This window comes from Streptomyces sp. NPDC086077 (assembly GCF_040686175.1).
Classification (GTDB): domain Bacteria; phylum Actinomycetota; class Actinomycetes; order Streptomycetales; family Streptomycetaceae; genus Streptomyces.
Genome location: NZ_JBFBJT010000001.1, coordinates 96,340 through 110,389 on the forward strand (window position 1 = coordinate 96,340; position 14,050 = coordinate 110,389).

Genomic DNA, 14,050 nt, shown 5'->3' on the forward strand with positions numbered 1-14,050 from the left:
GGACAAGCCGCAGGAGGAGCAGAAGCCCCAGGAAGACCAGAAGCCCCAGGAAGACCAGCAGCCCGAGCAGGAGCAGCAGCCGGACCAGGACCCGCAGCCCAACCCCAACCCCAACCCCAACCCCGACTCCGACAACCAGCGTTGATTCGCCGAATGCCTCGCCCGCGACAAGACTGCGGGCGAGGCATTCGGCTTTCCGCATTCGCTCACTTGACGATCACGTCGTCGTTCGGAGGGGGCGGTGCGGGTGGAGCAGGCGGCTCCTTAGGTGCCGGCGGAGCGGGCGGCTCCTGCGGGGCCGGTGCCTCGGGGACCGAGGGGGTGCTGCCCTCGTCCTTGCCAGGCTCGTGCGGCGGCTTCTTGTCCGGGCACGGTGGGCCGTCGTTGCCGTTGGTGCCGGTGCCACCGCGGCCGTCCGTCCCCTTGCCGCCGCACCGGCCGTTGCCGCGTCCGCCGGAGCCGCCGGTACCCGTGCCGCCGGGCGCCGTGCAGACCGTGGCGTCGCCGCCCGTGCCGTTGCCGCCGTTGCCGCCGGTGGCGTTGCCGGGGCGGCAGTAGTCGTCGTCGTCCTTGTGGTGATCGTTCTTGTGGCGGTCCTTCTTCTTGTCCCGGTCGTGCTTCTTCCTGTCCTTCTCGTGGTGATCGCTGTTCCGGTCTCCCTTGCTCCCGTGGTCACCGGTCGGCGCCGAGGCGGCCACGCTGTGCGGCGCGGATGCGGCGAAGGCGGCGCCCGCCGGGATCACTACACCGCCGAGGGGGAGCAGTACGGAGGCGACGGCGACGGCCATGGTGCTCTTACGGACATTGGAGATCATGAGGATTCGATTTCTGTGTGGTGGGGGAGGTCGGGTGGTGCGGCCTGCTGCCGCACCACCCGACCCCTTCGGTGACCGACTGTGGTCAACGGTCCGCGGGTCAGTTGGCAGTGGCGTTTCCGCCGTTGCCGCCGTTCGCGTCGCCGTTACCGGTGGCTTCGGCGTTACCGCCGTTACCCCCGTTGGCGTCCCCATTGCCTTCGGCCGTGGCATCACCGCCGTTGCCGCCGGTGGCGTTGCCGTTACCGGTTGCGTCGGCGTTTCCGCCGTTGCCGCCGGTGGCGTTGCCGTTACCGGTGGCGTCGGCGTTTCCGCCGTTGCCGCCGGTGGCGTTGCCGTTACCGGTTGCGTCGGCGTTTCCGCCGTTGCCGCCGGTGGCGTTGCCGTTACCGGTGGCGTCGGCGTTTCCGCCGTTGCCGCCGGTGGCGTCGCCGTTGCCCGTGGCGTCGGCGTTTCCGCCGTTGCCGCCATTGGCGTTGCCGTTGCCCTCGGACTTGGCGTCGCCGCCCTTACCGCCGTTGGCGTCGCCGTTGCCCTTGGAGCTGGCGTTGCCGCCGTTGCCGCCGTTGGCGTTGCCGTTGCCCTTCTTCTTGTTCTTGTGGTTGTCCTTGTGCTTGCCGTCCTTCTTGTCCTTGTGGTCGACCAGGCTCACGACCTGGGAATCCGGTGTCGGGGCCGCGGAGGCGGTGGTGGCGGGAAGGATGATCCCGCCCACGACCACGACGGCGGAGCTGACAAGAGCCGCGATCTTGGCGCGACGACGCTCGGGCCGGTGGGAATTATCGGCAGTGCTGATGTGGTTCATGGCTTTTCTCCTCTTTAGCGGAATGAAATGTTCGAAATGCCCCGCTGATCGGGGATTCGATGCGGTATTCCTCGTTCCTTCTTCCGGTGAGGCCCGCACTTCCAGTAGGCCCGAGGAAAATGCCCAGGTCATGGCGCGACAAGTCGGGACTTGACCCCATCCGTACGAGCGGGTAAAAGCCGCGCAGCCCGTGACTGTGACGGTCCCCATTGCGCCGCCGGGCCGGTCCCGTGAAGGCTCGCGTGGAACATGCGTCCGAAGAACTGTTATCCCGGGGCTCCCGATCGATCTCCCATGTATCGGACAGGATCGTTCGGCGTCGAGGACAGGAAGATTTTTGATGAGCACAGAGCGCACGAGGGAGTCGGCGGCACTGGTGACCGCCGCCGCGGGTGGCGATCCCAAGGCTCAGCACGCTCTGGTCAGCGCGTTTCTGCCGCTGGTCTACAACGTGGTGGGCCGGGCGCTGAACGGCTCGGTCGATGTCGACGACGTCGTGCAGGAGACCGTGCTCCGTGCCCTCGATTCGCTGGACTCCCTGCGCGCTCCCGAGAACTTCCGCTCCTGGCTCGTGGCCATCGCGATGAATCAGGTCCGGGCGCACTGGCACGACCGTCAGTCCGCCCCGGGTGCCGTCGAGGAGGCGCAGGACCTCGCCGATCCGGGTGCCGACTTCGTCGACCTGACCATGGTCCAGCTCCAGTTGTCCGGGCAACGGCAGGAGACCGCCCGCGCGACCCGTTGGCTGGAGCCCGACGACCGGGGGCTGTTGTCGCTGTGGTGGCTGGAGTGCGCCGGTGAGCTGACGCGGTCCGAGGTCGCCGCGGCCCTGGAGCTGTCGCCCCAGCACACTGCGGTCCGGGTGCAGCGCATGAAGGCGCAGCTGGAGGCTGCCCGGGTGGTCGTACGGGCGCTCGACGCGCGCCCGCGATGCGAGGAGCTGAGCGGACTGCTGGCCTCCTGGGACGGCCGGCCCTCCGCGCTGTGGCGCAAGCGAACGGCCCGGCACGCCCGTGGCTGCGCGCGCTGCTCCGGACTGTGGGGCGGGCTGATGCCCGCCGAGGGGCTGCTGGCCGGCCTGGCGCTGGTCGCCGCGACGCCCGCGCTGCTGGACCGGGTGCTCTCCGCCTCCGGCGGGATGGCAACCGTGAGCTCGGCGACCTCGCTGGGCCCGTCCGGAGGCCGGGGCGGTCCGGGCCCCGGCGCCGGGCGCCAGGCCCCGCAGGGCAGGGTGGCCTCCCGCAGCGAGGCCCGTCGGCGCAGGCGTGTCCGGCGTCGGGCAGCCGGAGTCGCCGTCGTCGCGGCCTGTGTCACGGGTGGCGGTCTGTGGTACTTCGACTCGGATCCCGAGACCGCGACCGAGGAGGCGTCCGCCGTGCGGACCACCGGCACCCCCGCCGTGGACCTCGCGACGCCCAGCACCGCCGAGGCCTCCCCGTCGGCTTCCAGGTCCGCGTCGCCGTCCGCCTCACCGTCGAAGAAGGCGAGTCCCTCCACGACCCCGCGCCCCACCAGGAAGGCGGTGCCGGCGCCCCGGCCGTCCGCCACGCCGACTCGCAGCGCGTCCAGCGCACCGCAGACGCAGCCGGCCCCGACGGGCGCCGTCGCGCAGGTGGTCGCGCTGGTGAACAAGGAGAGGTCGGCGGCCGGTTGCGGTCCGCTCTCGCAGGACGGGCAGCTGAACGAGGCGGCCCAGGGGCACTCGCAGGACATGGCCGCCCGCGACTTCTTCGACCACACCAATCCGGACGGCGCCGACCCCGGGCAGCGCACCACCGCCGCGGGCTACAACTGGTCCACGTACGGCGAGAACATCGCCCGGGGCCAGCAGACCCCGGAGGCCGTGATGGACTCCTGGATGAACAGTCCCGGCCACCGCGCCAACATCCTCAACTGCTCGTTCAAGGACATCGGCGTGGGCATCCACAACGGCTCGGGCGGACCGTGGTGGACCCAGAACTTCGGCGCCAAGCAGTGAAGGAGCACCACGGCGGCGGGCGACGGCACCGCGCGGCCCCGGTCACAGCATGACGTGCTCGCCCTGCGTGTGGTCGAGCAGACCCCCGGCACCGACCCATGTGACACGGGCGGGGCGGCGGCTGCGCCATTCGGCTGCGGCCGGCTCGCGCGCACCGCCGGACCACGGTGGTGTTGACGTGCACGCGTGCCGGCGCCCAGCGCATGGGCGGCGTCGGGCGCCCAGCCGTGAATGGACAACGCATGCACATATCCGCACCCAAGGGCCGCCGCCGGGCCTGTGCCGCAGCCGTCGCCGCAGTAGTCACCTGTGCGACGGCACTGGCCGCTCCGGGCCTCGCCACGGCCGGCGGCCCGCCGACACCCTCGGCGTCCGCCCCGAAGCTGGACTGGAGCCCCTGCGTGAAGGGCAGTCCGTTCGACTGCGCGACCGCGAAGGTGCCGCTGGACTACCGCGCCCCCGGCGGACGCTCCATCGAGCTGGCGGTCGTCAAGCGGAAGGCGACCGGACCGGGACGGCGTATCGGCACCCTGTTCTTCAACCCGGGCGGCCCGGGCGGGCCCGGAACCGTGCAGATGCCCCAGAACTACGAGTTCTTCCCGCGCGAGGTGCGGGAGCGGTTCGACATCGTCAGCTGGGACCCCCGGGGGATCGGCAGCAGCACCGCGGTCAACTGCTTCGCGAGCACCGCGCAGGCCGAGGAGTGGACGGCGGCCAAGACGACCGGTGTCCCGGTGGGCGAGAAGGAGCGCGCGGCCTGGATCACCGCGTACCAGGACCTCGGCAGACGCTGTCAGCAACGTGACCCGGAGCTGCTGCGCCATGTGTCGACCACCGACACCGCCCGCGACCTGGAACAGCTCCGCCAGGCGGTGGGCGACCCGCAGCTCACCTACCTCGGCATCTCCTACGGCACGTACCTGGGCGCCACCTACGCCAACCTCTTCCCCGACACGGTCCGCGCCATGGTCCTGGACAGCAACTGGGACCCAGGGGCCTGGACGAACGACGCCTCCCGGGCCGCCGCCCGGCTCACCACCATGCTGCGTCTGGGATCGGACCGCGGGGCGGCGGGGGTCCTGGACGAGTTCCTCAAACTGTGCGGGGCCGCCACCACCGCCCGCTGCCCCTTCTCCGCCGGCAGCCCGCAGGAGACACGGGAGAAGTTCGACGCGTTGCTGCGGCGGCTGCGGACGGAACCCGTGGGCGAGTGGGGCTACGGCCGGACCGTCGGTGACGCGGTGAGCGGCCTCTACTCCGTCCTCCCCGGTTGGACGGACCTCGCCGGCAGGCTGCAGGACCTCTGGCAGGGCCGCGTCCCGCGGCCGTCCGCGCTCCCGCCCGCACCCGCCGTCCCGCACCCGAACCCGTACCTGGGCGAGGAACAGGCCGTCGCGGTCGTGTGCGGCGACAGCCCCAACCCGCGTGACCCCGGCGCCTACCGGACCATGGAGGAGGCCAGTGCCGCCCGGGCGGGAGACGCCGGACGCTACTGGACCTGGGCCACCGTGGGCTGTGCCACCTGGCCGGGCGTCGCGCAGGACAGCTACCGCGGTCCGTGGAACAGGCGGACGGCCCACCCGGTCCTGGTCGTCGGCACCACGAACGACCCCGCGACCCCCTACTCGGGCTCCCAGGCCATGGCCAGGGAACTGGCCGACGCCCGCCTGCTCACCCACGAGGGATACGGGCACACGGCCCTGGTCAACCCCAGCAGCTGCGTGCAGGCACACGAGAGCCGCTACCTCGTCGACGGCACGCTGCCGCCGGCGGGGGCGAAGTGCCGACAGGACAAGCCGCCCTTCTCCTCGGACGAGCCGCAGGGCGCCGTCTCCGCCGGCGAGGGCGGCACGGCCCACATCCTCACGGTCCGTCCCTGACCCCACGCCCGTCCAGGGTCGGCCCGGTCGGCCCTGTCTGGGTACCCGTCGACGGGCGGAGTGCGGGAGAGCACTCGCCTGAACCATCCGCCTCCGCCCGAACGGGAAGGAACGTCCATGTCCCTCGACACGCGACCGATGCCCGCCGACCTCACCGAAGAGGAGCTCCAGGCGCTGGACGCCCACTGGCGCGCCGCGAACTACCTGTCCGTCGGCCAGATCTACCTCATGGCCAATCCCCTGCTCACCGAGCCGCTGCGCCCGGAGCACATCAAACCCCGTCTCCTCGGCCACTGGGGCACCTCGCCGGGCCTGAACCTGGTGCACACCCATCTGAACCGGGTGATCAAGGCGCGCGGGCTCGACGCCCTGTGCGTCTGGGGACCCGGGCACGGCGGGCCCGCCGTCCTCGCCAACAGCTGGCTGGAGGGCTCGTACACGGAGACGTACCCGGACATCACCCGGGACGGGGCGGGGATGGCGCGCCTGTTCCGGCAGTTCTCGTTCCCGGGCGGCGTGCCCAGCCATGTCGCCCCCGAGACCCCGGGCTCCATCCACGAGGGCGGCGAGCTGGGCTACTCCCTGTCGCACGCCTACGGCGCCGCCCTGGACAACCCCGGCCTCCTGGTGGCCTGTGTCATCGGCGACGGCGAGGCGGAGACCGGGCCGCTCGCGGCGTCCTGGCACTCCAACAAGTTCCTCGACCCCGTCCACGACGGTGCCGTGCTGCCGATCCTCCACCTCAACGGCTACAAGATCGCCAACCCGACGGTGCTGGCCCGGTTGCCGGAGGCCGAACTCGACGAGCTGTTGCGGGGCTACGGCCACGACCCCCTCCACGTCACCGGAGACGACCCGGCGGCCGTGCACCGGGCCATGGCGGGAGCCATGGACGCCGCGCTCGACCGCATCGCCGCCCTCCAGCGCGCCGCCCGCGACGACGGAGCCGGCGAACGCGCCCGCTGGCCCGTGATCGTGCTGCGCACACCGAAGGGGTGGACAGGACCGGCGGAGGTCGACGGCCTGCCGGTGGAGGGCACCTGGCGCTCCCACCAGGTGCCGCTGGCCGGAGTGCGCGCCAACCCCGAGCACCTGCGCGCGCTGGAGGCGTGGCTGCGCTCGTACCGCCCGCAGGAACTGTTCGACGAGCAGGGCGGTCCCCGGCCCCAGGTCCTCGACTGCGTGCCGGCGGGCTCGCGCAGGCTCGGGGCCACCCCGCACGCCAACGGGGGCCTGCTGCTGCGCGAACTGCCGCTGCCGCCACTGGAGCGGTACGCCGTCCCGGTCGACAAGCCCGGCGCGACCGTGCACGAACCCACCCGCGTGCTGGGCCAGTTCCTCGAACACGTGATGCGGGAGAGCGCGGCCCGGCGCGACTTCCGCCTCGTGGGACCCGACGAGACCGCCTCGAACCGCCTGGACGCCGTCTACGCCGCGAGCGGGAAGGCCTGGCAGGCACAGACCCTGGACGTGGACGAACACCTCGACCGGCACGGCCGGGTGATGGAGATCCTGTCCGAACACACCTGCCAAGGCTGGCTGGAAGGCTACCTCCTCACCGGCCGTCACGGGCTGTTCTCCTCCTACGAGGCCTTCGCGCACATCGTCGACTCGATGGTCAACCAGCACATCAAATGGCTGCGCGTGACCCGGCGCCTGCCCTGGCGCGCCCCCATCGCCTCCCTCAACTACCTCCTCACCTCACATGTGTGGCGGCAGGACCACAACGGCTTCTCCCACCAGGACCCCGGCTTCGTCGACCACATCCTCAACAAGAGCCCCGAAGCCGTACGGGTCTACCTGCCGCCGGACGCCAACACCCTGCTCTCCGTGGCGGACCACGCGCTGCGCAGCCGTGACTACGTGAACGTGATCGTCGCGGGCAAGCAGCCCTGCTACGACTGGCTCTCCATGGACCAGGCCCGGGTGCACTGCGCCCGCGGCGCGGGCATCTGGGACTGGGCCGGCACGGAGGACGACACCCGGGAGCCCGACGTGGTGCTGGCCTGCGCGGGTGACGTCCCCACCCAGGAGGTGCTGGCGGCCGCGCAGCTCCTGCGCCGCCATCTGCCCCGGCTCGCCGTCCGCGTCGTGAACGTCGTCGACATCGCGCGCCTGCTGCCCAGTGAGGAACACCCGCACGGCATGAGCGACTTCGAGTACGACGGCCTGTTCACCGAGGACAAGCCGGTCATCTTCGCGTACCACGGCTACCCCTGGCTGATCCACCGCCTGGCCTACCGGCGCACCGGTCACGCGAACCTGCATGTGCGGGGCTACAAGGAGATCGGCACCACGACCACGCCGTTCGACATGGTCGTCCGCAACGACCTCGACCGGTACCGCCTGGTGATGGACGTCGTCGACCGCGTTCCCGGCCTCGCGGTGCGCGCCGCCGCCGTACGCCAGCGCATGGAGGACGCCCGTCTGCGGCACCACGACTGGATCCGCGTCCACGGCACCGATCTGCCCGAGGTGGCGGACTGGTCCTGGGACGGTTGACGGGCCTTCGATCCGCCGAAGGATCCACGGCATGGGCGGGGCCGGGGCCGTTCGGCCCCGGCCGGGCCCTCAGTAGGGCAGCGGGCGCCCGGAAGGCGTCCTCAGGTCGAGACCCGTCGGGCGGCGCGGAGGCCGTGGGCGCCTCTCCTCCTGGATCCGCTTCATGACCGTCGCCTCCTCGGGGGTTCTGCGGGTCGCCGTCCTGCGCTCCGCGTGCACGTGAACCTTGTCCTCGGCCGGCGGCCGGCCCTTCGCGAGCGACCCGATCACCGGTTACGCCGGACCATTCCCCTTGGTCGACGGGCCCAACCCCAACCGCTGCCTCGGCGACGGCCGTTCCGTACCACGGACCCGAACCGGCAGGCCGTGGAGGGGGCGTCAGGCTCCTCGTCAGCCGATCGGGTCGCCCGGTGCGACAGCGTGAGTCTCCACGTCAGCGGCTGCCAGCAGGTCGGCGACGAGCTGCGGGGAGCCGCCGACGTAGGTGCTGACCAGGTCCACGTCACCGCCGACGCACCAGGCGCGGTCCTGCGGCCACCACAGGTCGGGCAGCTCGGCGAACTCGTCCAGGGCGGTGGGGGAGACGGCGTCCGTGAGTGCGCCGGCGAGCAGCACCTCGTCCCGGCCGGGGGTCTCGAAGACGGGGAACCGGTCGAAGTCCCAGCGTCCGTACCCGTTCCAGAGCCCGAACCAGCAGTGCTCCGGGGTCCGGGTGTGCCGTTCCAGGACCGGGATCAGGGCCTCGGCGACGGACGGCGGCGTGGGGCCCTCCGCCGGATGCTCGTCCCAGACGCCGGGCAGGCCGTGCTCGGCGGCGTTCTGGTACATGTCGTCCAGCCCGACCAGTTCGTGCCAGCGGGCGGTCGGTGTCACGGTACGCCCGTAGGCGGCGGCCACCGTCGCCCAGCGCACCGGCCGCTCGTCCAGGCCGGCCGGGTGCAGCACCCGGACGTGGGCGGGGAATCCGGGACCCACGACGCCAGTCACTGTGCCGAGGCCGCCGGGCCGGCCGAATCCGGCCACGCGGCCGGTGAGCCAGTCGGCCGGGGTGAGGTCGGCGGTCCGCACCCGCAGGCGTCCGTACTGCTCCGGAGCGAGGTCCCGGTCGACAGGGCGGTGGTCGTTCACACCGCCCAGTCTCGCCGACCGGGATCACGGCAGGCGACAGGGCCGTTCAGCGGGCGGCCAGCAGGCCGCGGTCGCGCAGCACCCGCCGCTCCAGCGGGCTGAAGACCAGCAGGTCGACGGCGACACCGACGAGCAGGATCAGGAGGATGGCCAGGAACACCTGCGGCATGCTGCTGTTGTTGCGTCCGTTCTCCAGCAACTGGCCGAGCCCCACGCCCAGATCGGGCGAGGAGGCGATGATCTCGGCGGCCATCAAGGACCGCCAGGCGAACGCCCAGCCCTGCTTCAGACCGGCGAGATAGCCGGGCAGCGCCGCCGGCATCACGATGTGCCGGGACTCGCGCAGCCCGGTCGCGCCCAGTGTCCGCCCGGCGCGCAGGAACAGTGGCGGGATCTGGTCGATGCCCGCGACGAGACCGCCCGCGATGGAGGGCACCGCGCCGAGCAGGATCACGGCGTACATCATGGAGTCGTTCAGGCCCAGCCAGATCACGGCGGGCGGCACCCAGGCCACCGACGGCAGCGACTGCAGGCCGGACAGGATGGGGCCGACGGCAGCCCGGACCAGGCCGACGCGGGCGATCAGCAGGCCGAGCGGGGTGCCGATGGCGAGCGCCATCAGGAAGCCGAGCAGACCGCGCGAGACGCTGGTCCAGACGTAGTCGAGCAGCGTGCCCTGGAGCCAGGCGTCGCGCACCTCGCCCCACACGTCGGACGGCGACGCCAGCTTGTAGTCGGGGGCGACCTCGGCCCACACCAGCAACTGCCAGACCACCAGCACCAGCGCGACGGCGGTGACAGGGGGCAGCACCTTTCGCGTCAGGGAGTCCCTCAGCGGAGTACGGCCGGCCTGCACCGAGTCCAGTGCGTCGAGCCCGGCCTCCAGTCCCGCCAGGTCGTGCGGGTCCCGCGGCGTCCCGGCGGTCCGGGGGCCGCCCTCGCGCACGTCGGCCTCGGTGCGGACACCGTGGTCAGGGACGGCCATGGCGGCGGATCTCCTCACGCAGTTCCTCGGTGATCTCGGCGGACAGTTCGGCGACCGCGCCGTCCTCGAGGCGGCGCGGCTGCGGGATGCCGACCGTCCACTCCCGCGCGATCCGTCCCGGGCGGGACGACAGCAGCACGACGCGCTGTGCCAGCCGCACCGCCTCGCGCACGTTGTGCGTCACGAACAGCACTGAGACTCCCGTCTCGTGCCAGACGCGGGTCAGCTCGTCGTGCAGCACGTCCCGGGTGATCGCGTCCAGCGCGGCGAACGGCTCGTCCATCAGCAGCAGCCGGCTGTCCTGGGCCAGCGCACGGGCCAGTGCGACGCGCTGGCGCATACCGCCCGACAGTTCGTGCACCCGCTTGCGGTACGCGCCCCGCAGCCGTACGGCGTCCAGCAGCCGCTCCGCCTCGGCGCGGCGCTGCGGACCCGCGACGCCGCGCAGCTTCAGCGCGAGTTCTATGTTTTTGCCGGCCGTCAGCCACGGGAACAGCGCGTGCTCCTGGAACATCAGGGCGGGCCGGCCGTCCGTGCCGATCGAGCCGGAGGACGGCTTGTCCAGCCCCGCGACCAGGTTGAGCAGCGTGGACTTGCCGCAGCCGGAAGCCCCCAGGAGGGTGACGAACTCGCCCGGTGCGACATCGAGGGTGATGTCGTCGAGCACGAGCTGCCGTCCGCCGGGGGTGCCCGGCGCGGGAAAGGACTTCGAGACGTGCTCGACACGCGCGGCGTACGTCGCCCGCGGTGCGTCCTCGGCGGCCTTGGCGATCGTGGTGGCCATGGTCGTCACCTCCTGGGAACTCGTCGGGTCCGGCCGGTCGTCACTCGGCGCCGAGACCGGCGTCGTCGACCTGATCCTTGCCCTCGGCCTTGAGGACCTCGTTGAGCGGCGCGAGGTCGTAGATGCCCTTCAGCTGGGGCTCTTCCAGCAGGCCGGCCTTGACGGCGTGCTCCGCCTGGGCGTCGAGGGTGGCGGCCAGCGGGTCGTCCAGGAAGGTGATCGACTTCCACGCCGGGTCGATGACCTCGGCGGGCAGCTCCTTGCCCGACAGCGCCTTCAGCGCGGCGTTGGCGGAGGTCTTCGCGTCCTGCGGGTTGGCGTTGATCCACTCGTTGGTCCTCACCGAACCGCGCAGCACGGCCTCGACGACGTCCGGGTGCTCCTTCAGGAAGGTCTGCGACACGATGATGTTCGTGATCACGAACTTCTTGCCGGGCCACAGGTCGGACTCGTCGAGCAGTACCTTGGCGCCCTCGGAGACCAGCTTGGACGCGGTCGGCTCCGGCACCCAGGCGCCGTCGACGGAACCGGACTTGTAGGCGTCCGGGGTGATCTTGTTGTCCGTGCGGACCACGGACACGTCGCCGCTGCCGCTCTGCGCGTCGACCTTCCAGCCCTGCTCGGCGATCCAGTTGAGGAACGCGACGTCCTGGGTGTTGCCGAGCTGCGGTGTGGCGATCTTCTTGCCCTTCAGGTCGTCCACGGACTTGATCTTGTCCGGGTTGACGACGAGCTTCACGCCGCCGGAGGCGGAACCGCTGATGATGCGCAGGTTCTTGCCGCCCGACTTGGTGTAGCCGTTGATCGAGGGCGAGGGGCCGATCCATCCGATGTCGATGGAGCCGGAGTTCAGCGCCTCGATCTCCGAGGGGCCGGCGTTGAAGGTCGACGCCTTGATCTTGGTGCCGCCGAGCTCCTTCTGGAACAGGCCCTCCTGGACCCCCACCAGGGCGGTGGCGTGCGTGAGGTTGGGGAAGTAGCCGATCTTCACTTCGTCGGCGGACAGTTTCTCGGCGCCCGCCGCGACCTCCGCCTGCTTGCCGTCGTCGGTGGACTCGGCGCCGTAACCGCAGGCGGTCAGCAGGAGCGGAAGGGCCGCTGTGACGGCGAGGGTGCGCAGGGCGGTGAGCGGTCTTGCGGCAGACACGGAGGTGTCCTCTCAGGGAAAGGGGTGATCAAGGAGATGCGAGGGGAAGGCGCGGCGCGCATGGTGGGGCCCGCCCGAAAACGTCGGTACGGACGGCTTCAGACGGGCCGACAGATGGCGCTGGACGTGCGGCCGAGGTCGACGTGGCGGCGCGAGGTCAGCAGGGAGAGCGGCAGGTCGGCCCGGCCGGGTCGGTCGAGTCGGTCGAACGCGCGCATGGCCACCCCCTGGATCCCTAGTTTTCCTACCTGACTGCTAGGGATAGTGACAGAAGGTCGCGCTCTCCCCAAGAGGGTGTTCGGATGCTGGACGTGCTCATCTCAGGGATCGGACTTCCGGCCCAGAGCGCATCGTGCGGGTGGACTGGAACCCGGGTGACCTCGTCCTGTTCGACAACCGCATCACCCAGCACCACGCCCCGGACGACTACGGCGACCTGCCGCGCCTGCTGCACCGGGTGACCGTGGCGGGCGATGTTCCCGGGCGGGTGACGTACGACCGGAAGACGCGCAGCAGGTCACGGGAGTCGGGGGAGCCGAGGCCGACGATGCTCTGCGTGAAGCCGCCGATGAACAGTCCGCGCTCCCCGGTCTCGGGGTGGACCCGGACGACGGATGGGCGGTGCGGTACTTCCGCGAGACGAACCGCTGGCGGTACTCGGCCGTGAGGAACTGACGTCGGGTCGATGCCGTCGCGCATTCTCGACAGTCCGACACGCAGCGGAAGTATCGCGTTCACAATGACCGGCGGATTCCGGCCCGGGGGTCAGGCCGGCAGGGTGAAAGCGGGGTGCGCGCCGTCGAGGAAGTAGTTTCCGACCTCACGGAGCCGGTGGGCGCCGGGCTCGTACAGGGTGTGGGTACGGGCATTGCGCCAGAAGCGGTCGAAGCCCAGCCGCGCCGAGGCGGAGCGGGCGCCGACGACGTCCAGGGCGCGGGTGGTGGATTCCTGCGCGGCCCTGGCGGCAGCCGCCTCGGCCATCGCCGCCAGGACGGAGATCTCCGCGTACTCGTCGTAGGCGAGGTCCGCGCCGCGGACCAGCCCGCCGTACACGGCGGCCAGGGCCTGATCGGTGAGGGCGGACGCGGAGCGGGTGAGAACGGTGAGTTCTCCGTAGGTGGTCAGCACCTGGGGGTCGTCGGGGGTGGCGGGCTGCCAGGGGGAGTGGCCCGTCCTGCTGTACTCACGGGCTTCCGCGAGAACTCCCTCGGCCACCCCGAGCAGCAACTGGACGGAGACGAGCCGCCCGACCGGGGACGCCAGAGCGGCTGCGGGCGACAGGACGTCCTCGTCCGCCGACAGGGAGCCGAGTACGTCGCCTGCGGCGACCGGCACGGCGTCGAACTCCACGCTGCCGCCGCCCGCGAGCCGCTGGCCGAAGGTGTCGGCGTCGCCCTCGATCCGCACGCCGCGACGGCCGGGATCCACGACGACGGCCAGTGGTTCGCCGGTGCCGGCCCGCACGGCCCGCACGGCGAGCCGGTCGGCGACGAGGATTCCGGTGGCGTAGCTCTGCCGGCCGTCGAGCACCAGGCCGTTAGCCGTCCTGGCCAGCGTGGGCGGGGGTTCCCGGCGGGCGAGACCCCCGCCCCAGCACCACTGCCCCGCCGCGGACCGCCGCTCGACCCGCGCGGCGAGAGCCGGCTCGGCGAAGAACCGCGCGCTCCACGACAGGAAGTAGTGACAGCCGAGCAGTTGGGCGATCGCGCCGTCCGCCGCGGCGATCTCCCGGACGACGGCGTAGGCCGTGGGCCAGTCCGCGCCGCCTCCGCCGTACTCGGCCGGCACCAGGAGCGTCAGCAGCCCCGCCTCGCGCAGCCGGGACACCTCGTCGAACGGGGCCTTGCCCGCCTGCTCCCTGGCCACCGCGTCGGTGGCCAGGTCGTCCGCCGCCTCGCGGGCCACGCGCAGCCAGTGCGCACGGCCGGGCCCGGTCGGGTCGGACTCCGAGGACGCCCCGGTTTCCTCTCGTTTCCCGGATTCCGGGGCGGATCCCGGCGGCGCGGTGGCAACGCCCATGGCGGTC

General features: G+C 71.8%; 11 protein-coding genes and 2 pseudogenes. 4 read left to right on the top strand and 9 right to left on the bottom strand.

The window, feature by feature from the left end:
- Window positions 1-206 precede the first annotated feature (206 nt).
- Both AB0O67_RS00440 and AB0O67_RS00445 read right to left on the bottom strand, forming a co-directional pair.
- A complete protein-coding gene (locus tag AB0O67_RS00440; RefSeq protein ID WP_365443673.1) occupies window positions 207-815 on the bottom strand; it encodes a hypothetical protein in 609 nt (202 codons plus the stop codon).
- A 100-nt stretch (window positions 816-915) separates the two neighbouring features.
- Window positions 916-1,752 (bottom strand): hypothetical protein, encoded by an 837-nt coding sequence (locus AB0O67_RS00445; protein WP_365443676.1) that lies wholly within the window; start codon window positions 1,750-1,752, stop codon window positions 916-918.
- A gap of 208 nt (window positions 1,753-1,960) precedes the next feature.
- Between AB0O67_RS00445 and AB0O67_RS00450 the strand changes: the two genes are divergently transcribed.
- The 3 genes from AB0O67_RS00450 (at window position 1,961) to AB0O67_RS00460 (ending at window position 7,980) form a co-directional block, all read left to right on the top strand.
- Window positions 1,961-3,598 (top strand): sigma-70 family RNA polymerase sigma factor, encoded by a 1,638-nt coding sequence (locus tag AB0O67_RS00450; RefSeq protein ID WP_365443679.1) that lies wholly within the window; start codon window positions 1,961-1,963, stop codon window positions 3,596-3,598.
- 242 nt (window positions 3,599-3,840) lie between these two features.
- Window positions 3,841-5,478 (top strand): alpha/beta hydrolase, encoded by a 1,638-nt coding sequence (locus AB0O67_RS00455; RefSeq protein ID WP_365443682.1) that lies wholly within the window; start codon window positions 3,841-3,843, stop codon window positions 5,476-5,478.
- A 117-nt stretch (window positions 5,479-5,595) separates the two neighbouring features.
- Window positions 5,596-7,980 (top strand): phosphoketolase family protein, encoded by a 2,385-nt coding sequence (locus AB0O67_RS00460; protein ID WP_365443685.1) that lies wholly within the window; start codon window positions 5,596-5,598, stop codon window positions 7,978-7,980.
- A gap of 390 nt (window positions 7,981-8,370) precedes the next feature.
- On the opposite strand, the gene AB0O67_RS00465 is transcribed toward AB0O67_RS00460, so the two are convergent.
- From AB0O67_RS00465 to AB0O67_RS00485, 5 genes are all read right to left on the bottom strand, one after another.
- Window positions 8,371-9,108, bottom strand: a complete 738-nt coding sequence (locus AB0O67_RS00465) for a hypothetical protein (RefSeq protein ID WP_365443688.1) — start codon at window positions 9,106-9,108, stop codon at window positions 8,371-8,373.
- Between the two features lie 46 nt (window positions 9,109-9,154).
- The gene (locus tag AB0O67_RS00470) at window positions 9,155-10,093 is read right to left on the bottom strand and encodes an ABC transporter permease (protein WP_365443690.1); all 939 of its coding nucleotides are present in this window, start codon (window positions 10,091-10,093) and stop codon (window positions 9,155-9,157) included.
- Entirely contained in the window at window positions 10,080-10,877 is a 798-nt protein-coding gene (locus AB0O67_RS00475; RefSeq protein ID WP_365443693.1) for an ABC transporter ATP-binding protein, read from the bottom strand. The genes AB0O67_RS00470 and AB0O67_RS00475 overlap by 14 nt, the downstream gene beginning before the upstream one ends.
- Before the next feature lie 40 nt (window positions 10,878-10,917).
- Window positions 10,918-12,024 (bottom strand): aliphatic sulfonate ABC transporter substrate-binding protein, encoded by a 1,107-nt coding sequence (locus AB0O67_RS00480; RefSeq protein WP_365443695.1) that lies wholly within the window; start codon window positions 12,022-12,024, stop codon window positions 10,918-10,920.
- Between the two features lie 98 nt (window positions 12,025-12,122).
- A complete protein-coding gene (locus AB0O67_RS00485) occupies window positions 12,123-12,242 on the bottom strand; it encodes a putative leader peptide (RefSeq protein ID WP_365443698.1) in 120 nt (39 codons plus the stop codon).
- Window positions 12,243-12,334: 92 nt separating this feature from the next.
- On the opposite strand from AB0O67_RS00485, the pseudogene AB0O67_RS00490 reads away from it, so the two are divergent.
- Window positions 12,335-12,505, top strand: a pseudogene (locus AB0O67_RS00490) (TauD/TfdA family dioxygenase); the annotation flags it as partial.
- Here AB0O67_RS00490 and AB0O67_RS00495 read toward each other — a convergent pair.
- Window positions 12,505-12,686 (bottom strand): annotated as a pseudogene (locus AB0O67_RS00495) (TauD/TfdA family dioxygenase); the annotation flags it as partial. The pseudogenes AB0O67_RS00490 and AB0O67_RS00495 overlap by 1 nt on opposite strands.
- 103 nt (window positions 12,687-12,789) lie before the next feature.
- Complete coding sequence (locus AB0O67_RS00500) at window positions 12,790-14,043, bottom strand: acyl-CoA dehydrogenase family protein (protein ID WP_365443700.1); 1,254 nt, start codon at window positions 14,041-14,043, stop codon at window positions 12,790-12,792.
- Between the last annotated feature and the right edge of the window lie 7 nt (window positions 14,044-14,050).